Origin of the sequence: Pseudoalteromonas lipolytica (genome assembly GCF_900116435.1) — a bacterium.
GTDB classification, from domain to species: Bacteria; Pseudomonadota; Gammaproteobacteria; order Enterobacterales; family Alteromonadaceae; genus Pseudoalteromonas; species Pseudoalteromonas lipolytica.
Genome location: NZ_FPAZ01000007.1, coordinates 237172 through 259020, shown reverse-complemented (window position 1 = coordinate 259020; position 21849 = coordinate 237172). Strand labels below are relative to the sequence as shown.

Below are 21849 nucleotides of genomic sequence, written 5' to 3'. Positions count from 1 at the left end.
GGTGTTCGGGTTGTCATGCCAATGGCATTGCCCGGTAGCTACGTTCGGAACTGATAAGCGCTGAAAGCATCTAAGCGCGAAGCAGGCCTCGAGATGAGTTCTCACTAGACTTTTAAAGTCTCTGAAGGGCCGTTGAAGACTACAACGTTGATAGGCAGGATGTGGAAGTGGTGTGAGCCATTAAGCTAACCTGTACTAATTACCCGTGAGGCTTAACCATACAACGCCAAACGCGTTTTATGACAGCGTAACAGACAGAAGTTAATATACTAAAGTAGATTTTACGATTATCAGATTTCCAGATTTTAGTTAATTGCGAATGCGATTAACGACCAGAATATGCTTGGTGACAATAGCGTTTTGGACCCACCTGACTCCATGCCGAACTCAGTAGTGAAACGAAACAGCGCCGATGATAGTGTGGCATTTGCCATGTGAAAGTAGGACATCGCCAGGCTCCTAATTCAGTCGAAAGACTTTAAATTTAAAAATTAATAATAAGAAAATTGAAAAGAATTTTCTTGGTGACAATAGCGTTTTGGACCCACCTGACCCCATGCCGAACTCAGTAGTGAAACGAAACAGCGCCGATGATAGTGTGGCATTTTCCATGTGAAAGTAGGACATCGCCAGGATCCTAATTAAAGAAAGCCCGACTCGAAAGAATCGGGCTTTTTTGTGTTTAATGCTTTCTACTATATCGGATGTCAGAAAATAGATGTCTGATCACACAGATTGAAAGGTTCTCTTAAATCGCTTATTTCACCTCACGCTGAGATAATTAGGACGTAAAAGGCACTTTAGTGCTGAAAAGTCTCTGAATTGCCACTGTAGTGTATCTTTCAGATTAAGACATTGTTGAGTTTTTAGCGCTTGCTACTCTACTTTAAACTCCTTGCTTCCCTATCTTTGTTATGCGATAAAGCGCTTTATATTTGTAATACAATTAAGGTGTTTTGTGTCTCGTAAGAAAACAACAAAATCGAAAGGCTCATCAGGTTTAAACCGTAAGAATAGTGAAGCATTTATCAGCAAATTTTCAGCTCATCCAGATACACAAGTGTGCCCATCGGGTTTGATGTATAAAGTTGTAGAGGATGCGGCAGGTGACAAGCTTACAGAGCTTGATACTGTTGTTATTAATCAACGAATTATGCTCGCTGACGGTCATGTTATTGCCGATAGCTATAAAGCGGGTATGCCGGAGGTGTTTGCTTTATCGGAAGCGATTGAAGGCCTAAGAGAGGGGCTTTTGTTGATGAATATAGGATCTCGCTATGAATTTGTGATCCCTCCTGCGCTTGCGTGGGGTAAAAAGGGGAATGGTGGTAAAATTGGTGCAAATGCAGTGCTGCATTTTGATGTTCGCTTAATTCGTTTAGCCTAACTCGACACTGAGCTAGAAACGCGTTACCGTCTTGTATGGCTGATTAAGGATATTTATGGACGCATTTACTTCACGGGTTTACTTACTACGTCATGGCGAAATTGCAACTCCGGGCATTCTTTGTGGGCACGTTGATGTTGCTTTGTCAGATGTAGGCTATGAACAGATGCGTCTAGCAAGCGCAAAATTATCTCGCTTCGATGCCATTTATAGCTCTCCGCTAAAACGTTGTTCGACGCATGCAGAATTCTTAGCTCGTCAGCATACAATCAATGTGCAATATAACAATGCATTGAAAGAGTTTAATTTTGGTGACTGGGATGGCCAAGATTACCAACAACTTTGGCAACAAAATGGTAAACCTCATGTCGGTGATTTTTGGCAACATCCGTGGCAGGTTAAAGTGCCAAATGGTGAATTAATGGCTGACTTTTACGCGCGAGTCGAAGCATGGTGGCAGGCATTTTTAGTTTCGCTTACAGAGTCCAAACATACGCAATCATTAGTGATTAGCCACGCCGGTGTAATTAAACAAATCCTCGCTATTATTTGTCATATGCCTAAACAAACGAATACTCACCTTAATGTTTTTCATTTACCTTATGCAGGGTTAATAACGTTAGATGTATATATAGATGAACAAGGGCAAGCGTGGCCTAAAATAGTTTTTTAGCCATCTAGAGTGATATTCATTGAATTATTTACTTAGCCCGCCATAATATACCGAACTACCTCAAAATTTAGATTTCGGCGTTTTACAGGGGCTTTATATCAAGGCGTTACTTTGCAGCACGTTTATAAGTAACAACTTAGAAAGTAAGTTTTTGAACAACGCTCTGCGGGTTGGTATAAAGCGATTAATTCCGCGTTATTGATTTTAGGAAGGGAATAACCATTCTGTGTAATCAATTTCTTGCCTATATTGCTTTAATTCCAACAGAAACTCGCATCATGAGGTCGTTTAGGTATATCTATATGCTATGGAATGGGGTGAGATTCTCCAGCTGTTCCCGCAACTGTAATCCATGATGAACATGGTCAGCCAGATACTTAGCAACAACAATTAGTCTTATTATGCTAATACAGTAGAGTGTTTATCGATTTGAGCGATTTAATATTCAAACTAATTAGTATCATTGAGCGGGTCAACTCACGTTATCTACTGATATAGGTCAGTGCTTTCTGGTGCGTTGATAAAACTCGCCAAGAGAGTGTAATTTGCAATTAAAAAGCCAAGGCACAACCCCTTTAATTTCAGTATCTGATTTAAGCTGGGGAATTGCTGATAAAACAATTCTTAAATCAATCAATTTGCAGTTAAATGCAGGTCAATTTATTGGTTTGCTGGGACCTAATGGCGCCGGTAAATCAAGTTTATTGCGTTGCTTATATCGCTATTTAAAACCACAACAAGGTGCAGTCTTTTTAGCTGGCGATAATATTTGGCAAATCAGTGCTGATGAATTCGCTAAAAATGTTGCAGTGGTTTTACAAGAGTCTCCTTCGCAATTTAATTTATCTGTTTTCGATGTAGTTAGTTTAGGTCTCACCCCACATAAAACCCTGTTTAGTGCGACTAATGCCGATGATAAAAAGCGTATTTATCAAGCAATTGAGCAGGTTGGTTTAAGTCATCACACACAGCAAAGCTTTGATTCACTTTCGGGTGGAGAAAAACAGCGTGCACTTATAGCCCGCTCAATTGTTCAGCAACCAAAGTTATTGATTATGGATGAGCCAACCAGCCATCTTGACGTTAAGTATCAAATTCAAATTATGGAGCTTGCTAAGTCACTTGATGTCACTGTGCTCGCTTCATTTCATGATTTAAATCTAGCTGCTAGCGTATGTGATGAGTTACTTGTTATCGATGAAGGTCAATTAATTACGCAAGGCACACCAAAAGAGGTGCTTACCGAGCAGCTGTTAAGTGATGTTTTTGGTGTTTGTGCAAGAGTGTCTGCTCATCCTCAGTCAACCTCGTTTGATGAGTTCGTGCCACATATTACCTACTATTACGGCTATAACAGACAGGAGCATCAAGATGACTGATAGGGTGCGTTTTAGTCTCTGTGTATGCGTTGCACTTGTCAGTTGCTTTTTAGCACTCAGTTTTGGTGCCGCGAGTACATCAATGAGTGATGTGCTGCATAGTTTAATCAGCCAGGGCAGTGATGAATTTATCCAACGTATTATTTTGCAACTGCGCATGCCACGTATGATATTGGCGTTTTTAGCTGGAGCTGGGCTCGCGCTTGCTGGGCTTATATTACAAACCGTAACGCGAAACCCGTTGGCAGACCCTTACTTATTTGGTATTTCTTCAGGTGCCTCATTTGGTGTGGTTTGCTTTATATCGCTTACCGGTGTGAGTTTTGGCTTTAGTATGTCGATTGCTGCATTTTTGGGCAGCTTACTCTCTATGTTTTTGTTGATTGGCATTGCTGGGCGTCGCCATGTAGGGCAAGTTGAAGCGATGTTATTGGCGGGGGTCGCACTGTCATTTCTGTTTAGTGCTTTAACCAGTTTATTACTTTATTTTAGCGATCCTCAAGCGATTACAGCTATCTTATTTTGGACTATGGGAAGTTTTTCACGTGCTGAGTGGGGAACGCTCTGGATCCCGCTCACCGTAATAATTGCGTGTATGACGTTAATGATCGCTTTTCGTCGTCAGTTAAACGCTATGTTGCTTGGTGATGAAAGCGCGGCAACACTGGGAATTCATGCTCAACGTTTTCGTATTTTAATGTTACTACTTAGTTCGTTAATTACTGCTGTTTTGGTCGCTATGTGTGGGGGGGTTGGCTTTGTTGGGCTTATGATCCCGCATATTGTCCGCTACTTTACGTCGCAAGGCTCAAGCCACAACCTTTTAATGACGAGCCTTGTTGGTGGTACATTTATGGTATGGGTCGATGTGCTTTGTCGTACTTTACTGACTAATCAAGAATTGCCTGTGGGTGTGATCACTGCGGCTATAGGCAGTGTGTTCTTTTTATCTTTACTTTATTTTCGTAAACAGCGCAGGTAGCCCATGTTTAATATCGCACCTCTTAACTCGCTGTATGCATCTGTAATTCAACAAAAAATAGATCTTAAAACCAAACCTTTAGGAGCGCTTGGTCAATTAGAAGAGTGCGCAAAAACGTTGACACTCATTTTAAGTCAATCTCTTAACTCAGAGCACGCTGTAGATGAATTTAAACCCGTTATTAACGCACCAACACTCGTCGTTTTTGCAGGTGACCATGGTGTTGCTAGCCAAGGGGTTTCGATTGCGCCAAGCAGTGTGACTTCACAAATGATTGCTAATTTTGCGCATGGTGGAGCAGCAATTAATGTATTTTGTCGTCAACTTGGATGGCAGCTTGAGGTCGTTGATGCAGGCACTTTGTCAGAACAGCATCATATTAGTGTTCATAATCAACGTTTAGGGCATATTACTGAGTCAATAAATACCTCAATGGCGATGTCGCCAGCGCAAGTTGAACAAGGCTTTAAGTTTGCTAAGCAGCGTGTGAATGCAATAAAAAATACAGGGTGTAATACCGTAGCATTCGGTGAAATGGGGATCGGTAACACAACCAGTGCGGCAGCATTAATGGCTGCTCTATTATCATTACCTGCCGCTCAATGTGTGGGTAAGGGCACGGGCGTAACGGATGAGGTGGTAGCTAAAAAAATTGCGGTTGTTGAACAAGCCGTTAATTTGCATCAGTCGCATCTAAACGATCCATTAATGACATTAGCGGCGCTGGGTGGCTTTGAAATAGCTCAAATAACAGGTGCTATTTTAGCCGCGGCAGAATTAGGCATGGTGGTGGTTATTGATGGCTTTATTTGCAGTGCCGCAGCATTGGTTGCGACACGTATAAACGCGCATGCACGTGATTATATGATTTTTGCTCACGCCTCAGATGAGCAAGGACATAAAGCCATGCTGGCAGCGTTAGACGCATCGCCATTATTAAACCTTAATTTGCGCTTAGGAGAGGGCAGTGGTGCCGCCTTGGCGTTACCATTATTACAATCATCGCTTGCATTTTATAACGAAATGGCAAGTTTTGCAGATGCACATGTTGAGCAGGTTGTTTAAGCAATGAATACACACAACCCATCGCCTTCTCAAAAGCAGCTATTATTGCTAGCTGTTAGTTTTTTAACACGTATACCTGTGACGCTCAATTTTGAGGTATCAACGACGGCATTGAACCAAGCCAGTCGCTATTTTGCTTTGGTAGGGGTTCTACTTGCGGGGATTTTAAGTTTAGGTTATCTCGTGTTTAGTTACTTTTTTCCTGCTTCAATTTCCGTGGCACTTGTTATGGCCTTAGGGTTAATTTTGACGGGGGCATTTCATGAAGATGGGTTAGCAGATGTGTGGGATGGCTTTGGTGGTGGCTGGAAAGTTGAAGATAAGCTGACCATTATGAAAGACAGCCGTTTAGGAACTTACGGAGCGGCTGCGCTTATTATTGTGCTGCTTATTAAGTTTCAAAGTTTAGTTGTGTTGTCTGAGTCACTAAATTTGCTACTCATTGCGTTGCTATTAGGGCAGAGTTTAAGCCGAATTGTCGCAACGAGTTTAATTGCTGACATGGATTATGTTAGTCACGATGCAACCAGCAAAGTAAAACCCGTTGCGATGTATTTAAGCACCGAAAGTTACCAAATACTGCTTGCGACAGGCGGGGCAGTGATACTTTTCGCATGGTTATTTTCAGTGCTCAGTATTTGGCACATCTTCACTGTAATCCTTGTACTTACTATAACGCGTTTTATATTAATTCACTGGTTCAAAAAACAGTTATCAGGTTATACCGGAGACTGCCTAGGTGCCGCACAACAAATTGCTGAGCTGGCTGTATATTTAACCTTAGTGAGCATGTTATGAAGCAACCACATACCTTGATTTTAGGTGGCGCACGCAGTGGTAAAAGCCGCTTTGCAGAGCAACTAGCTAGCAATTCAGGCAAATCGATTATTTATCTTGCGACAGCCAATGCGGGCGATAATGAAATGGCTGAACGCATTGCTCGTCATCAATTAGAGCGCGATGGTCGTTGGCAAGTTATCGAAGAGCCACTGCAATTGGCTAAAGTGCTCAAAGAGCATGGCAAAGCAGACCGCTGTATTTTGGTTGATTGCTTAACACTTTGGCTGAGTAATTGTTTATGTCAGCACGGTGAAGCATATTGGCTAGAGCAAAAAGCAGCACTACTTGATGTGCTTAAAGAGCTTCCCTGCGAGGTTATTTTTGTTAGCAATGAAGTAGGCCATGGTATTGTGCCATTGGGTGAATTGAGCCGCCAGTTTGTTGATCATTCGGGTTGGTTACACCAATCACTTGCCAAGCAGGTTGCTCGGGTTGAGTTTATTATTGCTGGCCTTGCACAAACATTAAAGAGGGAGCAATGATGAAAACCCTTATGGTGCAAGGCACGACATCTGATGCAGGTAAAAGCACTTTAGTGGCGGCATTGTGTCGCATTTTTGCTAAACGCGGCATTAAGGTTGCGCCTTTTAAGCCGCAAAATATGGCACTTAATAGTGCTGTAACCGCCGATGGAGGCGAGATAGGGCGTGCACAAGCACTGCAAGCAGTGGCAGCTAATGTGCCCGCTGAGGTTGATTTTAACCCTATTTTACTAAAACCAAATAGCGATACGGGTGCACAAGTTATTGTGCATGGAAAAGCGCTTTCGAATATGGAAGCCGGCAGTTACCACGATTATAAAAAGGTCGCTATGGACGCTGTACTCACCTCTCAAAAGCGCTTAAGCGAACGGTTTGAGCTATTAGTTGTTGAAGGCGCAGGCAGTCCAGCAGAAATTAATCTCAGAGAAAATGATATTGCTAACATGGGGTATGCTGAGGCTGTCGATTGCCCAGTGATCATTATTGCCGATATTGATAAAGGCGGGGTTTTTGCTCACCTGGTTGGGACGTTATCGTTGTTATCTGAATCAGAGCAAGCGCGCGTAAAAGGGTTTGTAATAAATCGTTTTCGTGGTGATATAGCACTGTTACAAAGTGGTTTAGATTGGCTTGAGCAATACACCAATAAACCTGTTTTGGGGGTTTTGCCATACTTACATGATTTAGCCTTAGATGCCGAAGATGCCGTGGCTATTGCTAATAAAGTTGCTAAGCCACAGTTACACATTGCTGTTCTTCTTTTACCTCATATTAGTAATCACACTGATTTCGATGTCCTCAGACTGCAACCAGAAATAGACCTTCACTATGTCCGTCATACACAATCGATTCCTGATGTTGATCTAATTATTATTCCAGGTAGTAAGAATGTGTTAAGCGATTTAGCCTTTCTAAAAAATGAAGGGTGGGACAAACAAATACACCGCCATCTTCGTTATTCAGGCAAAGTGCTGGGGATTTGTGGTGGCCTACAAATGTTAGGGATGCGAATTGCCGATCCTCATTTTGTTGAGTCTAGACTAGGGGAAGCAAAAGGGTTGGGAATCGCTAATTTTGAAACTCAGTTAGGCCAACAAAAAGTGCTGACACAAGTAACTGGAATATTGCATTTAAACAGCAGCGAACAGCAAGTTTGTGGCTATGAAATACATGCCGGAATAAGTGAGGGGCCAGCGCTTGAACAGCCTTTTATAACGTTTGAACAGCATCCGAATGACTTTACCCATGACGGCTTTATTAGCGATGATAACCAAGTAGCAGGTACTTACTTACATGGGCTTTTTGATACACCTGATGCAGTAAATCAGTTGGTCAGATGGCTAGAGCCTGAGACGAAATTGACACCTATCGATCTTAATCAACACCGCGAACAGCAGTTAAATAGACTCGCAGACGTAGTGGAAAAACATATGGATATTGAGCAAATTATCAATATTTATGACACCTTTAGTAAGGAAAAATAATGAGCGAAAACAACCAAGATAAGCACCAACAGCGCCAACAAAAAGTAAAACAAAAAGTAGACGAGCGCATCGCCGCGGCTCAAAAAGAGCAAGGTATTTTTCAGGTTATTACAGGTAACGGGAAAGGAAAATCAACCTCAGGCTTTGGTACTGTAGCGCGTGCTGTGGGTCATGGCATGAAAGCAGCTGTTTGTCAGTTTATTAAAGGCACTTGGGAGTGCGGTGAACGTAATTTACTCGAAAAAGCAGGCGTCGAATTTGTCATTATGAATACGGGTTTCACTTGGGAGACTCAAAATAAAGACTCTGACACAGCGGCAGCGCAAGTGACATGGCAAGAAGCAAAACGAATGCTAAAAGATGAGTCTATTAATTTAGTGATGCTCGATGAAATCACTTATATGATTACCTATGGCTACATTGATTTAGATGAAGTCATTGCTGCAATTAGTTCGCGACCTGCAATGCAATCAGTGATTATTACAGGGCGAGGCGCGCACCGAAAACTCACAGAGCTTGCAGACACAGTGAGTGAAGTACGTAACGTGAAGCATGCATTTGATGCTGGCATAAAGGCACAAAAAGGGTTTGATTACTAATATGAAAGCACTGACCTTTAGTTGCTTATGGGCATTGATGTGGTTGGCTCAGTTTTCTTACGCACATGAAATTAAAGAACCTCAGCGTATCGTTGCTTTGGCTCCGCATATAGTCGAAAACCTGTTTGCAATTGGTGCTGGAGATCGCATCGTTGGAACCGTCGATTATGCCGATTACCCTGCACAAGCCAATGAAATTGAACGAGTGGGTGGTTACTACGGCATCAATATGGAAAGGCTCTTATCGCTGAAACCTGATCTTGTTCTTGCATGGAAGACCGGTAATAAAGCTGAAGATCTTGCTTACATTGAGAAATTAGGTATTCCGGTTGCTTACAGTAACCCAGACCAAGTGGATAATGTGGCTGATGAGTTACGTAAATTAGGTGAGTTAACCCATTTAAAAACGCGAGCCGATAGAGTAGCCACTGAGTTTGAAGTAAAGCTTGCTGCCATCCGTGCTTCACAGCAGGATAAACTCCCAGTGAGTGTGTTTTATCAGTTATGGCCAGAGCCGATGATGACGGTGGGGGGTAACACATGGATTAATCAGTTATTAACGATTTGCCATGCTGACAATGTATTTGCAAACAGTGAAACCGATTATCCGCGTATCAGTATTGAAAATGTGCTGGTAAGTAAACCCGAGGTGATTATTATCCCCGATGAAAAATCGAAAAAGCCGCAACCTCAAATAGATTGGCGACAATGGCCTGAATTACCGGCCGTTCAGCATAACCAATTTATAAGTGTTAACGCTGATTTATTACATCGCTTTACAACCCGCATGCTTGATGGCTTGAGCGAGATGTGTGGTAAAATAGACATTTCAAGAAAGCAAATACAGGCTTCAAAATGACCAACTGGCAAGATTTTTTAAAGGCTGAATTAGCCAAGCCCTATATGCAAGACACACTAACCTATGTTGCTGATAAACGCGCTGCGGGTGTTGTTGTATTCCCACCTGAAGAACAGGTTTTCTCAGCCTTTAACGCCACTCCTTTAAACGATGTGAAAGTGGTTATTTTAGGGCAAGACCCTTATCACGGTGAAGGGCAGGCACATGGATTATGCTTTTCAGTGCAACCTGAGGTTAAAAAACTGCCGCCTTCACTTAAAAACATCTATAAAGAACTGGCCACAGATATCGACGGATTCGAAATACCTGAGCATGGTTACTTACAAAGCTGGGCAGAGCAGGGCGTGTTTTTATTGAATACAGTACTGACCGTTGAGCAGGGAAACGCGCATTCACATAAGCATTTGGGATGGGAGCAGTTTACAGACCAAGTTATCGCACTGATCAATCAGCAATGTGAGGGAGTTGTGTTTGTTTTGTGGGGGGCACATGCACAAAAGAAAGGTAAACACATCGATACATCGCGTCATCACGTGATCCAAGGCCCACATCCTTCACCTTTGTCTGCACATCGAGGTTTTTTTGGGTGTAAGCATTTTTCAACGATTAATCAGCGACTGAGCGAACAGCATAAAACACCGATTAATTGGCACCTTCCTAAAATTTAATGCAAACAAAAGGCCCTTGCGGGCCTTGATTTAAAAGTCTAGCTCATCAATCGCTATACTGTCTGTAAAGTAGTCTAACTCCTGTAGTTCTTTACGTAATCTGTGCTTATCTTTCAAAGCTTCGATTTCGCGCCATTTTCTCTTTTTATTTTTTGTAGAGGTCTTTTTTGTTGTACTAGGACCTTCTAATATTTCTAAAATATCGTCTAGGCTATCCATGAACTTCTCCTATTGATTATTTTGAACCTCGGAAATACCTATACCACAGGCTAGACAAAAATAGAATAAAAAAGTGACGATATTGTTACAGGAATGTGATTGCTAGATGAATAGATCAAAATTTTGTATGGTATATAAACAAAAACGCCACCGAGAGCGGTGGCGTTTATTTATAATGATTTTTGCAGATTACATTGCTTTAAAGCGTGCTTCTAATTCAAGCTGCGCTTCAGCAAAAGAGCGAATGCCCTCAGCTAGTTTTTCTGTCGCCATGGCATCTTGATTATGTAACCAACGGAACTCACTTTCAGTCAGTGGTGCTGGTTTTGGCTCAACGGTAAAGTCGCTTTCAAGTAAGTACTCTTGTGCGTCTGTTAGCTCACCAAGCTCTTCAAGTAATGCAGGACTGATTGTTAATTTATCACAACCAGTAAGCGCGATGATTTCACCCGTGTTACGGAAGCTTGCACCCATCACGACTGTTTTATAGTCATGGCGTTTGTAGAATTCATAAATACTACGAACAGACTGTACACCAGGATCTTGCATTGGATCAGTCGGTTTTTCCATACCATTCGCTACATGCCAGTCAAGAATACGGCCAACAAACGGTGAAATTAGAAATACATTGGCGTCGGCACAGGCACGTGCTTGCGCTTCTGAGAATAACAGCGTTAAGTTACACTTAGTGCCTTCTTTTTCTAATTGCTCGGCAGCTTTGATACCTTCCCACGTTGATGCAACTTTAATAAGAATTTTATCTTTGCTTACCCCTTCTTTTTCGTAAAGGCTAAGTAAAGTATGTGCTTTATCAATCGTCGCTTGTGTATCGAAAGATAAACGCGCATCGACTTCTGTCGAGATATAACCCGGTACAATTTCGCTGATTTCTTTACCAATTAATACGGCAAAATAATCGCAAGCAAGTTCAAGTTGCTTGGCTGCATCTTGCTCTGTTTCTTTTGCGTATTGCCATGCCTTGTCTAGATAAGGTTTATACGCTTCAATTTCACTGGCTTTTAAAAGTAAAGATGGGTTAGTTGTTGCATCTTCTGGTTGGTGCTTTTTGATAGCTTCAATATCACCTGTATCTGCAACAATAGATGAACGCTGTTTAAGCCTTTGTAGTGCTGAAGTCATTTGCTTTCCTCATTCCAAGCAAGTTAAAAGAAAATCCATTATAGCCACCTTAATGCTGCAACACTATGACAGTGTTTAATAGGTCAAATGTCCTTAACTAAGAAAACTAAGGCATTAGATGTGAAAATGCAGCGAATTAAGGCGGGGCGAAACAAAACGTGCATTTTGATTCATTTAATGTTGAAATTGACATCAAACAAATTACAAGTCAATAGCTATCTATGATCACAGTTATTTCACCTGCAAAAAATTTAGATTATGAAACACCAGCCACGACCGACAAATTCACTCAGCCTGAATTACTCGAGCACAGCGAAGAGTTAATGTCAGTTTGCCGTGATTTAACCCCTGCCCAAATTGGCAGTTTAATGAAAATCAGCGATAAACTAGCCGGTTTAAATGCAGCGCGATTCGCACAGTGGTCACAGCCGTTTACAACAGAAAACGCAAAACAAGCCGTCCTTGCATTTAATGGTGATGTGTATGGTGGTTTAGATGCACAGTCGTTAACACATTCTGACTTAGATTATGCACAGTCTCACTTACGAATTTTATCTGGCCTTTACGGTGTGCTTAAGCCGCTCGATTTAATGCAAGCTTACCGCCTAGAAATGGGCACTAAGCTTGAAAACCCACGCGGTAAAAATTTGTATGAGTTTTGGGGGAGTGTGATAGCCGAAAAACTCAATACAGTCTTGGCAGAGCAAGACAGTAAGTACTTAGTAAACCTTGCTTCAAATGAGTATTTTAAAGCAGTTGATAAAAAAGCCTTAAATGCACAAATTATTACACCTCATTTTAAAGATTGTAAAAACGGCCAGTATAAAGTGATCAGCTTTTACGCGAAAAAAGCCCGCGGCATGATGGCGCGTTACATTATAGAGAATAAAATTACTCAATTGAGTGATTTAAAAGATTTCACAGTAGCGGGGTATTACTTCAGTAGCGATGCAACCGCGAAAGAGCTCGAACCTGTTTTTCTGCGAGAAGAACAGCACTAGAAAAAGAGCCTACTTTAGTGTGTTAAAAGCCGTGCGATGCACGGCTTTTTTTATGGTTTTTATTTGTCTGATTAAACATGGCGTTCATTTTGCAAATTACCGAGTTAGTTAATATAAGATAACAAGGTATAAACATGCTAAAAATTCCATCCGTTAGTGAAGCTGAAAAGCTCATTGAAGAGAAGCTTGGTGGTTGGATTGATATTGTTATAAGTCATATTCCTAACTTCATCGTCGCAATCATAATAACCATTTTATTTTCGCTTTTAGCGCGAGTGTGTGGCTCAATGCTGCGTAAAATCTTACGTCGCTCTTTGGAATCAACGCAAATTGCTGATTTGATGTCGTCTATTGCAAAAGTGGTTATTCTTTGTGTAGGGCTGTTTGTTGCGCTCGATTTTTTAGGCCTCAGAGGCACCGTGACTTCATTACTCGCAGGTGCTGGTATTGTTGGTCTTGCTATCGGTTTTGCTTTTCAGGATATGACCGAAAACTTAATCGCAGGTATTGCCATGGGTATTCGTAAACCCTTTAAAGCAGGTGATGTCATTCGAACGGAAAGTGTATTTGGTACAGTGCGCGCGATTAACCTCAGAAACACCCTTATCGAGAATTTTTATGGGCAACTAATCCTCGTACCGAATAAAATTTTATTTAGAAACATACTTAGTAATTACAGTACGTTAGGCGTTCGCCGTATTGAGGTGCCTGTGGGTATTTCGTATGCCGATGACCCAGAGCAAGCTGCAGAGGTTATCGTTAAAAAAATCAATGAATTTGATTTTGTGATCAAGCAAGAAGAGACCGCCGTGTACGCCGAAAGCTTTGGCGATAGCAGCATTAATTTACTGGTGTGGTTTTGGATTAAGTACCCCGGTGAAGCTGACTTTATGACTGTACGCCACAAAGCTGTTGTGGCTGTTAGAAACGCCTTAAGCGAAGCTAATATGACCATTCCATTCCCAATCCGCACGTTAGATTTTGGTATTAAAGGCGGCGAGAAATTAAACACCATGATCAGCGAAAAACAGCCAGATAAGGCCGCGGATGCAAAGCCAGCCGATAAGTAAAATTTACTGACTCACCGGCGTGATTTACACAGGGAAGTGTACGTGAGCGGGTGGTTGTTAGGTTTTATTATGGGTGAAGGAAATCTAGTCGTTCTGTGTGGTTTATTTAAGTCATTGAGGGGGGGACCCGTTTTTCTTGTTCGCTTAACCAAAGCAAACTGTTTTTGCCCAAAGACGAGTTAACGTAAATGCTCTAAGGGCGGCTCTGAGCGAATATCGGAAGTTCAGATTTTGTCTAATAATGATAAAATGATGCTAGTTGTATAAGAGAACCTGCTTATGAAAACCATAGGAAAGCTGGCTAAAGAACTAGACGTTAACGTAGAAACAATCCGATTCTATGAGCGTAAAGGGCTAATAGTACAGCCACTAAAACCTGATAGTGGTTACCGCATGTATGACGAAACCCATGTCAGTCAACTTAAATTCATATTAAAAGCTAAAGCGTTAGGCTTTACACTTGATGAAGTCGCTTCGCTTATGTCGATGAGTGGAAACTGCTCTGATGTAGAATCAATGGGTTTACAAAAACTTAAGTTAATACGAGAGAAAATTGCTGACTTGCAGCGGTTAGAACATGTGATTCAAGATATGACAAACTCTTGTAAAGCCAACCAAGACCCTAATTCCTGTCCAATTATAAATTCGCTCAATTAGCTATTGACTCCGTACCTATATACGGAGTTTAAACTACCTCAAAAGTAGAGGTAATTATGATTAATAAAATTCTAGATAAAGTAGGCTCTGGTGGCGTTTGGCTAGCCGCACTTAGCTGCACTGCATGTTTTCCTGCACTCGGCTCACTAGCATCAGCCCTAGGGCTTGGTTTTCTGTCTCATTTTGAAGGAATTGCGGTTAATACTCTATTACCATTGTTTGCTGCGCTCGCTTTATTGGTCAACTCGTATAACTGGTATCAACATAAGCATATGGTAAGAGGCATATTAAGTGTAATTGGCCCAATTGCAGTATTGCTGACTCTTTATCCGTTGTGGCAATACGACTGGAGCACTTACTTATTTTACTTTGGGATCACATGGATGGTATTTATGTCAGTGTTGGATATCGTTAAGCCTGTTAAGGAACCTGTATGCAAGATATAGAATTAGAATCTAAGATTACTTGTCCCGAATGTGGATATAGTAAGGTCGAGACTATGCCAACAAATGCCTGCCAGTGGTATTACGAATGTGAAGGGTGTAAAGCGTTACTCAGGCCATTAAAAGGTGATTGTTGCGTTTATTGCTCTTACGGGACTGTAAAATGCCCACCTATTCAAGAAGGAAGCAGTTGCTGTAACAAACCTTAAGGGCTGCTATTGGCACAAAGCTGTCCTTAGTCTCTAACGTGTTTTTGTCCAAAATTGGCTTGAAATACCATCTGCTGTTTACTCAAGAATGGTTGGTATTTATTACTTATAAGTAACCGCCTCGCGCGAAATAAATTTACGTCTATGCTGAGCTATTTTTGACTTGGCGCTTAAAACTTAAAACTATCGGCTTACAGCGTGGCTTACTTTGCTGGGTTTCGCTCCGCTCTTATCTTCACACAAAATCAACTGAGAGAGGGCGGCTTAAGTTCAAGATCAAAAAAGCGCAATCAGTCAAACTGGTTGCGCTTTTTGCTTATTCGCTGTGTGAGCGATTAGTGTAAGATACGAGCTCTGATTGTACCTTCAACTGCACTTAGTTCTTTAAGTGCGACTTCTGAATGGTCTGTGTCTACATCAATTACTACGTAACCAATCGCTTCGTCAGTTTGTAAGTACTGTGCTGCGATATTGATACCGTGCTGTGCAAACGCTTGGTTAATTTGCGTTAACACGCCGGGTCTATTTTGGTGTACGTGCAATAAGCGACTGCGGTTAGCGAGTTCAGGCAGTGATACTTCAGGGAAGTTCACGGCTGTAATTGTTGACCCATTATCTGAATATTTAGCAAGTTTACCCGCAACTTCAATACCAATGTTCTCTTGTGCTTCTTGCGTTGAGCCACCAATGTGTGGGGTCAAAATAACGTTATCAAAACCACGCAGAGGTGAAACAAATTCTTCGTCATTCGATTTTGGTTCAACAGGGAATACGTCGATGGCAGCACCGCTTAGCTTTTTCTCGCGCAGTGCTTCTGCAAGCGCATCAATATCAACCACTGTACCGCGTGATGCATTGATTAAAATCGCGCCTTGCTTCATGACTTCAAGCTCAGCCATGCCAATTAGATTTTTAGTTTGCGGCGTTTCTGGTACGTGTAAGCTAATTACATCGGCACGTTGCAATAACTGGGTAAGGTTATGTACTTGTGTCGCATTACCAAGCGATAGTTTGTCTTCGATATCAAAGAACTCAACGTTCATACCGATGTTTTCAGCCATGATACCGAGTTGTGTACCAATGTGGCCGTAACCAACAATACCTAACGTTTTACCACGGGCTTCAAATGAACCGTTGGCTGATTTTAACCAACCACCGCGATGAGCGAGGGCGTTACGCTGTGGAATACCACGAAGAAGTAATAAGATTTCACCAAGCACTAACTCTGCAACAGAGCGCGTGTTTGAGAATGGTGCGTTGAATACAGCAATACCACGCTCACGCGCAGCTTGCAGATCAACTTGGTTTGTACCGATACAGAAGCAGCCTACTGCAACAAGCTTTTCAGCTGCTTCTAATACCGCTTGATTAATATGAGTACGAGAACGAAGGCCAACAAAGTGCACATCTTTAATGCGCTCAATGAGCTCGTCTTCAGGTAAGGACGTTTTCACGTAGTCAATGTTACTGTAACCATTACGCTTTAGCGTTTCTACAGCACTTTGGTGCACGCCTTCCAGCAAGAGAATTTTAATTTTGTCTTTTGCTAACGATACCTTACTCATATCCTCATTCCTATTTACTTGATTTGCGGCCCATTTTTGGTGCCGATAATAACTTTGTCTGCACCGCGATGGGCAAACAAGCCGTTTGTGACTACCCCAACAATCTGATTGATTGTTAGCTCTAATTCTTTGGCATTGCTGATATCAAGGTTATGCACATCTAAAATGATGTTGCCGTTGTCTGTCACTACACCTTGGCGGTACACTGGATCACCCCCAAGTTTTACGAGTTCACGAGCAACGTAGCTGCGAGCCATTGGGATTACTTCAACTGGCAGTGGGAATGCCCCTAATGTCTCAACTTCTTTTGATTCATCAACAATACATACAAATTGTTTTGCTACCGCAGAGACTATTTTCTCGCGTGTTAGCGCTGCGCCACCGCCTTTAATCATTTCGTTGTGTGGGTTGATTTCATCAGCGCCATCAACATAAACATCAAGGCTTTGCACATCATTAAGCTCAAATACTTCAATACCAAGTGCTTTTAACTTTTCAGTTGAAGCTTCTGAACTTGAAACAGCACCCACAAGGGTGTCTTTTACCGTGTCTAGTGCATCAATAAAATGATTTACTGTTGAACCTGTGCCAACACCAACAATGGTGTTTTCTTTTACAAATTCGAGTGCTGCCCAGGCAGCGGCTTTTTTTAATTCATCTTGCGTCATAATTATGTGCTCAGTTGGCTGTCAGAGAGATACTTATTCAAGTGTTCATAGTATACAGAGAGAAGTGCTACCATTGGTAGATTTTCTCTGGGGTGATGATGTGTTTTAGCGGAACATCCCAAGATTCTATTGGTAAAGAAGGCACATGCTGACATTGATGCGCCAGACCGATTAATATCGGCTTTTGCCAGTTCTCTTGGTAGTATCGTGCTAATGTTTTGTCATAAAACCCACCGCCCATACCTAAACGGTTACCTTGATCATCAAATGCCACGAGTGGCATTAATAAAATATCAAGCTTGTCTAAAGGACATATTTGACTGCAATTCAACTTGGGCTCCAAGATACCATAGCGATTTGCAGTCATGGGTGAATTTTCTTCATACCTTTGAAAGTACAAAGTAGTGCCATTAAACGGGTGGATTATAGGCAAGAAAAGGGGCGCTTTTTTGTGCCATAATTCTTTAATTAACAATGAGGTATCTAATTCTCCATCATTGCTAAAATAAATGCCTATACGGGGGTTTTGGGATGTGATTAATGATTTTAGGTGTTGAGTAAAATTCATTTTCAGCGCAATTGCTGCATTTTTTTGTTGCTCTTTGCTAAGAGAATTACGCTTTTTGCGAATAGATTGTCTTATTTCTGCTCGTATGTTGCTCATGTCAATAGGTATATTAACTTTCTAAAAATGAGAATAGGTCAGGAAACAGTTCCACAATACCCAGCGCAATTAACAACACAACCACCATGGCAATCAATGAATAGAGCAGGGTGTTTGAACGCTTTTTAACAGGTTCGCAATATGCTTCTTCATCAAGCAAATCTTTTTCTTGCCAGTTATCGGTGCTGCTTAGTTCACTGCTGTTTTCAAGTTCAGGGAGCCGTTGTTCAAGGTCGTCTAGCTTTTCTTCTAAGCGAATAAGACTACTGGTTATGTAGTCAAGCGCATCAAAAATACGCTCATCACGTTGCTTTGCGTCAAGGCCAATACTCGCAGGCTGCTGACTAACTGGTTGTAATTTAGCTTTTATGCCAACACTGGCCAGTAGTTTAGCTTGCTTAAGTGCTTTTTCTTGATCGCTCGGAGCAAACAAAGGTTTGTGCTCAAAAAGCCCTGCAACTTTGTCTGTGCTGGTTTTTAATTTTGCGGCAAGTTGCTCAGTCGCTTGTGTTTGATCTATGCCTGATTCAAGCCCGGCAAACATCACACGAAATTTTTCTGCCATGCTGTGATTTCCAAATCTCTAGAGTGTATGGCTGAAAGTATAAACCTAAATAGATCAATGGATAAACAAAAGCCCGTAAAAACGGGCTTTTTTCTTTTTGCAATTTACTTTGCGTGATTAGTATTTGGCGGCTTTGCCTTCTGCCGGCAGCGATTTCAAAATAAATTCACGTAAGTCATTGTTTGATGATTCAAGGTCGGCATGACGTAAATACATCATGTGACCACTGCGGTAGCCTTTAAAGCTTAAGCGATCTTTCATTTTACCACTTGGATCTAACTGCCACATTGTGTATTTAGCGTCAAAGTAGTTTGTTGCACCATCATAGTAACCAGATTGGATCATGACATTCAGGTACGGGTTTTGTGCCATTGCTAAACGCAGGTTTTCGCCAGTGTTATTACCTGAGCGGTCCCAAGGGTGAACATTACCAAATAAGTTGTATTTGATATCAGTTTTGTAATTTAACTCTTCACGTAGGTAGTAGTTAATTGCGGGTGTGAATGAGTGTAACCATGACGTGAGCTCTGCCCAGTAGTCTGGTGATTCACCCGCATCGCGTTTATCGATACCTAAGTAGCGTGAATCTAAACGACCCACCGTTTGACCGCGGTCACGTAGCAGCTCTTTCCAGAAAAAATCAGTTGGAATATCAAGGTTGTTTTGCTCAACAAATTTCTCTGATAAGCCAGCATATTTAGCTGCTTGCTTGATAATAGCGCGTTTTTCATCAGCCGCTAAAAAGCCCCCTTTAGCAATCGCTGGAAGGAACTTATTTACCGTGAAGTCTTCAACTTCTGGTAGTAGCTCATCTAAGTCTTTAGCTTGTAAATCAGCACTTAAAGCTTTGTGATACCACGCGGTTGCTGCAAAGTAAGGTAAGCGATTAGCTGCTTCTACAGGGCCTTCGCGCTTAATGCCAATTTCAGTTGGTGAGACTAAAATAACGCCGTTGATATACATCCATTGACGGTTTTGTAGTTCGTGAGCTAGGCCTGAAACACGGGTTGTACCATAGCTTTCACCAATTAAGAATTTGGGTGAGCGCCAGCGTTCATTGCGCGATACAAAGGTGTTTAACCATTCCGCTAAGTATTTTATGTCGGCATTAACACCAAAGAACATTTTTTGTTGATCAGATTTACTTGGTAGTTCGCCTTTTTCGTTCTCTAATACGCGAGAGTACCCTGTATTCACGGGATTGATGTAAACAATATCTGCAACATCTAAAATTGAATATGGGTTATCTTTAACGCCATAAGGTTGCACAGGGTAACCTTCGTCATCAATTTTTAATACGCGTGGTCCAGTATAAGCAAGGTGCATCCACACTGACGCAGAGCCCGGTCCACCATTAAACGAAAACACCAGCGGGCGCTTTGTACGATCGTCTACTTTATCGCGCTGATAATAGGTGTATTGTAACGTGGCGACGGCATTTCCTTGTTCATCCCAAACAGGCTGGGTCCCAGTGGTTGCAGTGTAAGAGAAGCGCTCACCGTTTATACGTGCTTTATGTTCAGTCACGACATTGCTGTCTACGTCGATACGACGTTCGTTCTCAGCAAAACTAGGCGTACTAAAGGTCAATGTTAGGGCGGTTACAGACAAACCAATAAAACTAACGAGTTTCATGTTGATTCCTTATTATTCGAATTGCAGTCATTAAAAAGAAAAGCGCGCGCGATGACAAACTATTGAGACTAGTCACCAATATTAGTCGTTAAACAGAGAAATAATGAGAATGGCTGAGAAAATACCAAAAAGCGCGTTTTTTTATTAAAGATAGTTTGGTTAAATATTTAGCTAAATTGAAAAATAACGTATATTTAGCAAGTTTTATGATTTGTAATACATGCTTATAAAAGAGAAGTTGCGATGCAAAGAGTGTTAGTGGTTGAAGACAGTAAAGTAGTACAGCAGGTGTTACGTCACTTAGCTGCCCACTATTTAGATGTGGATGTCGACTTTGCGTGGTCTCTAAAAGAAGGCATTTCCTTAATTGCTAAGCATGAATATACCTTGGCGCTGGTCGATTTAACCTTGCCCGACGCGATGAATGGTGAGGTGGCTAAATACACACTATCAAAAAATATCCCAACAGTGGTTTTAACCTCAAAGATTGACGAATACATTCGCCAACAAATGTTAGAGCTGGGTGTGGTTGATTACGTTGTGAAAGATAATAGAGACTCTTATCACTACGCTATTAAACTCGTTGCGCAGTTACTGCGTAATCATGGTTGTAAGGCGTTGGTTGCTGATGACTCTGTACTTAGCCGCACGTTAATGAAACAAATGCTCGAAAAACAGTTGTTTGAAGTGAGTGATGCCCACGACGGTGAACAAGCATTGCAAATGCTCAAAGACGATCCTGAAATTAAATTGTTGCTCACAGATTATGCCATGCCAACAATGGACGGTTTTGAACTTGTTAAAGCGGTACGTAATTTTAGAGGCCGTGATGATTTAGCCATTATTGGGTTATCGGGGGCGGGAAAACACGGCTTATCTGCACGCTTTATCAAATATGGTGCAAATGACTTCTTAACAAAACCTTTTATGAACGAAGAGTTCCATTGCCGTGTTATGCAAACCATGGAGCAACTCGCTTTAATTGCCGACATAAAAGAAAGCGCATACCGAGATCACTTAACGGGTTTGTATAATCGTCGTTATTTTTATCAATATGCAGAAAAAGTACTGAAACATGTTGAGCAAGACAATGTGCTTGCCTTATTAGACATCGACTTTTTCAAAAATATTAATGATCAGTTTGGTCATGAGGCGGGCGATCAAGCATTAAAACAGGTCACTTCATTCTTAAAAACAAAATTTGATGATTTTACGATTGCACGTATTGGCGGCGAAGAATTTGCGGTTGTGCTGGACAATATGGGGCTTGAAAAAGCAGAGCTGAGGTTGAATACCTTTAGAGAGCAACTGGCCGAGCACGCGTTTTCTATCAATGGCGAGCCTTATTCATTAACCATGAGTATAGGGATTACGCCATTTTCTAAAGTATCACTGACTGGTGCTATGCGCTTAGCAGATAAAGCGTTATATCAGGCAAAACAGCAACAACGTAATTGCGTGGTTAGCTTACAGTCCAATTAAGTGCACCAGTGCTGGTAAATTGTTAAAAAAATGCACCATGAGGGTGCATTTTTTTTGTTTGAACGTCGTGGTTATCTCTTAACTTATTGAAATTAATTAATAAAAAATAGTGG

At 41.6% G+C, this 21849-nt stretch carries 24 protein-coding genes, 3 rRNA genes and 1 riboswitch; of the genes, 20 read left to right on the top strand and 7 right to left on the bottom strand.

From position 1 onward, the window contains the following. From BM378_RS09585 to ung, 14 genes are all read left to right on the top strand, one after another. Window positions 1-220 (top strand): 23S ribosomal RNA (locus BM378_RS09585); the annotation flags it as partial. A 122-nt stretch (window positions 221-342) separates the two neighbouring features. Continuing rightward, window positions 343-457 (top strand): 5S ribosomal RNA (gene rrf, locus BM378_RS09580). A 63-nt stretch (window positions 458-520) separates the two neighbouring features. Beyond that, a 5S ribosomal RNA gene (gene rrf / locus BM378_RS09575) occupies window positions 521-635 on the top strand. Window positions 636-958: 323 nt separating this feature from the next. Then, complete coding sequence (locus BM378_RS09570; protein ID WP_074989059.1) at window positions 959-1387, top strand: FKBP-type peptidyl-prolyl cis-trans isomerase; 429 nt, start codon at window positions 959-961, stop codon at window positions 1385-1387. 55 nt (window positions 1388-1442) lie between these two features. Then, window positions 1443-2060 carry a histidine phosphatase family protein gene (locus BM378_RS09565; protein WP_074989058.1) on the top strand — a complete coding sequence of 206 codons (618 nt, stop codon included), beginning with the start codon at window positions 1443-1445 and terminating at the stop codon, window positions 2058-2060. 309 nt (window positions 2061-2369) lie between these two features. Continuing rightward, window positions 2370-2437, top strand: a riboswitch (cobalamin riboswitch). 168 nt (window positions 2438-2605) lie between these two features. Further along, entirely contained in the window at window positions 2606-3439 is an 834-nt protein-coding gene (locus BM378_RS09560; protein ID WP_074989057.1) for an ABC transporter ATP-binding protein, read from the top strand. Beyond that, on the top strand, window positions 3432-4421 hold the full coding sequence (locus BM378_RS09555; protein WP_074989056.1) for a FecCD family ABC transporter permease: 990 nt from the start codon (window positions 3432-3434) through the stop codon (window positions 4419-4421). Before BM378_RS09560 ends, BM378_RS09555 begins: the two co-directional genes overlap by 8 nt. Before the next feature lie 3 nt (window positions 4422-4424). Then, window positions 4425-5486: a nicotinate-nucleotide--dimethylbenzimidazole phosphoribosyltransferase gene (gene cobT, locus BM378_RS09550; RefSeq protein WP_074989055.1), complete on the top strand. Its 1062-nt coding sequence runs from the start codon at window positions 4425-4427 to the stop codon at window positions 5484-5486. 3 nt (window positions 5487-5489) lie between these two features. Continuing rightward, window positions 5490-6284 (top strand): adenosylcobinamide-GDP ribazoletransferase, encoded by a 795-nt coding sequence (locus BM378_RS09545; protein ID WP_074989054.1) that lies wholly within the window; start codon window positions 5490-5492, stop codon window positions 6282-6284. Next, complete coding sequence (cobU, locus tag BM378_RS09540) at window positions 6281-6808, top strand: bifunctional adenosylcobinamide kinase/adenosylcobinamide-phosphate guanylyltransferase (RefSeq protein ID WP_065978668.1); 528 nt, start codon at window positions 6281-6283, stop codon at window positions 6806-6808. Before BM378_RS09545 ends, cobU begins: the two co-directional genes overlap by 4 nt. Continuing rightward, the gene (locus tag BM378_RS09535; protein WP_074989068.1) at window positions 6808-8292 is read left to right on the top strand and encodes a cobyric acid synthase; all 1485 of its coding nucleotides are present in this window, start codon (window positions 6808-6810) and stop codon (window positions 8290-8292) included. The genes cobU and BM378_RS09535 overlap by 1 nt, the downstream gene beginning before the upstream one ends. Next, window positions 8292-8891, top strand: coding sequence for a cob(I)yrinic acid a,c-diamide adenosyltransferase (cobO, locus tag BM378_RS09530; protein WP_036966385.1), 600 nt, complete (start codon window positions 8292-8294; stop codon window positions 8889-8891). Before BM378_RS09535 ends, cobO begins: the two co-directional genes overlap by 1 nt. A gap of 37 nt (window positions 8892-8928) precedes the next feature. Then, a complete protein-coding gene (locus BM378_RS09525) occupies window positions 8929-9750 on the top strand; it encodes a cobalamin-binding protein (RefSeq protein WP_227006808.1) in 822 nt (273 codons plus the stop codon). After that, window positions 9747-10418 carry a uracil-DNA glycosylase gene (gene ung, locus BM378_RS09520; RefSeq protein WP_036966388.1) on the top strand — a complete coding sequence of 224 codons (672 nt, stop codon included), beginning with the start codon at window positions 9747-9749 and terminating at the stop codon, window positions 10416-10418. Before BM378_RS09525 ends, ung begins: the two co-directional genes overlap by 4 nt. A gap of 30 nt (window positions 10419-10448) precedes the next feature. Here the strand turns inward: ung and BM378_RS09515 are convergent, their stop codons facing one another. After that, on the bottom strand, window positions 10449-10637 hold the full coding sequence (locus BM378_RS09515) for a DUF3545 family protein (protein ID WP_036966391.1): 189 nt from the start codon (window positions 10635-10637) through the stop codon (window positions 10449-10451). Between the two features lie 189 nt (window positions 10638-10826). Then, the gene (tal, locus tag BM378_RS09510; protein ID WP_074989052.1) at window positions 10827-11777 is read right to left on the bottom strand and encodes a transaldolase; all 951 of its coding nucleotides are present in this window, start codon (window positions 11775-11777) and stop codon (window positions 10827-10829) included. A 221-nt stretch (window positions 11778-11998) separates the two neighbouring features. Between tal and yaaA the strand changes: the two genes are divergently transcribed. The 5 genes from yaaA (at window position 11999) to BM378_RS20635 (ending at window position 15157) form a co-directional block, all read left to right on the top strand. After that, the gene (gene yaaA, locus BM378_RS09505) at window positions 11999-12778 is read left to right on the top strand and encodes a peroxide stress protein YaaA (protein ID WP_036966396.1); all 780 of its coding nucleotides are present in this window, start codon (window positions 11999-12001) and stop codon (window positions 12776-12778) included. 134 nt (window positions 12779-12912) lie between these two features. Beyond that, window positions 12913-13848, top strand: a complete 936-nt coding sequence (locus tag BM378_RS09500) for a mechanosensitive ion channel family protein (RefSeq protein ID WP_036966399.1) — start codon at window positions 12913-12915, stop codon at window positions 13846-13848. 279 nt (window positions 13849-14127) lie between these two features. Continuing rightward, on the top strand, window positions 14128-14505 hold the full coding sequence (locus BM378_RS09495; protein ID WP_074989051.1) for a MerR family transcriptional regulator: 378 nt from the start codon (window positions 14128-14130) through the stop codon (window positions 14503-14505). A 56-nt stretch (window positions 14506-14561) separates the two neighbouring features. Beyond that, window positions 14562-14951 carry an organomercurial transporter MerC gene (gene merC / locus BM378_RS09490; protein ID WP_074989050.1) on the top strand — a complete coding sequence of 130 codons (390 nt, stop codon included), beginning with the start codon at window positions 14562-14564 and terminating at the stop codon, window positions 14949-14951. Further along, window positions 14939-15157, top strand: a complete 219-nt coding sequence (locus BM378_RS20635; RefSeq protein WP_074989049.1) for a GDCCVxC domain-containing (seleno)protein — start codon at window positions 14939-14941, stop codon at window positions 15155-15157. Before merC ends, BM378_RS20635 begins: the two co-directional genes overlap by 13 nt. A gap of 335 nt (window positions 15158-15492) precedes the next feature. Here BM378_RS20635 and serA read toward each other — a convergent pair whose 3' ends face one another. The 5 genes from serA to BM378_RS09460 all read right to left on the bottom strand — a co-directional run bounded on the left by serA (window position 15493) and on the right by BM378_RS09460 (window position 20254). Next, window positions 15493-16722 carry a phosphoglycerate dehydrogenase gene (serA, locus tag BM378_RS09480; protein WP_065978662.1) on the bottom strand — a complete coding sequence of 410 codons (1230 nt, stop codon included), beginning with the start codon at window positions 16720-16722 and terminating at the stop codon, window positions 15493-15495. 14 nt (window positions 16723-16736) lie between these two features. Beyond that, window positions 16737-17390, bottom strand: a complete 654-nt coding sequence (rpiA, locus tag BM378_RS09475; RefSeq protein WP_065978661.1) for a ribose-5-phosphate isomerase RpiA — start codon at window positions 17388-17390, stop codon at window positions 16737-16739. A gap of 67 nt (window positions 17391-17457) precedes the next feature. Continuing rightward, on the bottom strand, window positions 17458-18054 hold the full coding sequence (locus BM378_RS09470; protein WP_074989048.1) for a 5-formyltetrahydrofolate cyclo-ligase: 597 nt from the start codon (window positions 18052-18054) through the stop codon (window positions 17458-17460). 13 nt (window positions 18055-18067) lie between these two features. Then, window positions 18068-18619 (bottom strand): hypothetical protein, encoded by a 552-nt coding sequence (locus BM378_RS09465; RefSeq protein WP_074989047.1) that lies wholly within the window; start codon window positions 18617-18619, stop codon window positions 18068-18070. Between the two features lie 117 nt (window positions 18620-18736). Then, window positions 18737-20254, bottom strand: a complete 1518-nt coding sequence (locus BM378_RS09460; RefSeq protein WP_036966423.1) for a S10 family peptidase — start codon at window positions 20252-20254, stop codon at window positions 18737-18739. A gap of 243 nt (window positions 20255-20497) precedes the next feature. On the opposite strand from BM378_RS09460, the gene BM378_RS09455 reads away from it, so the two are divergent. Beyond that, on the top strand, window positions 20498-21736 hold the full coding sequence (locus BM378_RS09455; protein WP_036966426.1) for a diguanylate cyclase domain-containing protein: 1239 nt from the start codon (window positions 20498-20500) through the stop codon (window positions 21734-21736). Window positions 21737-21849 lie beyond the last annotated feature (113 nt).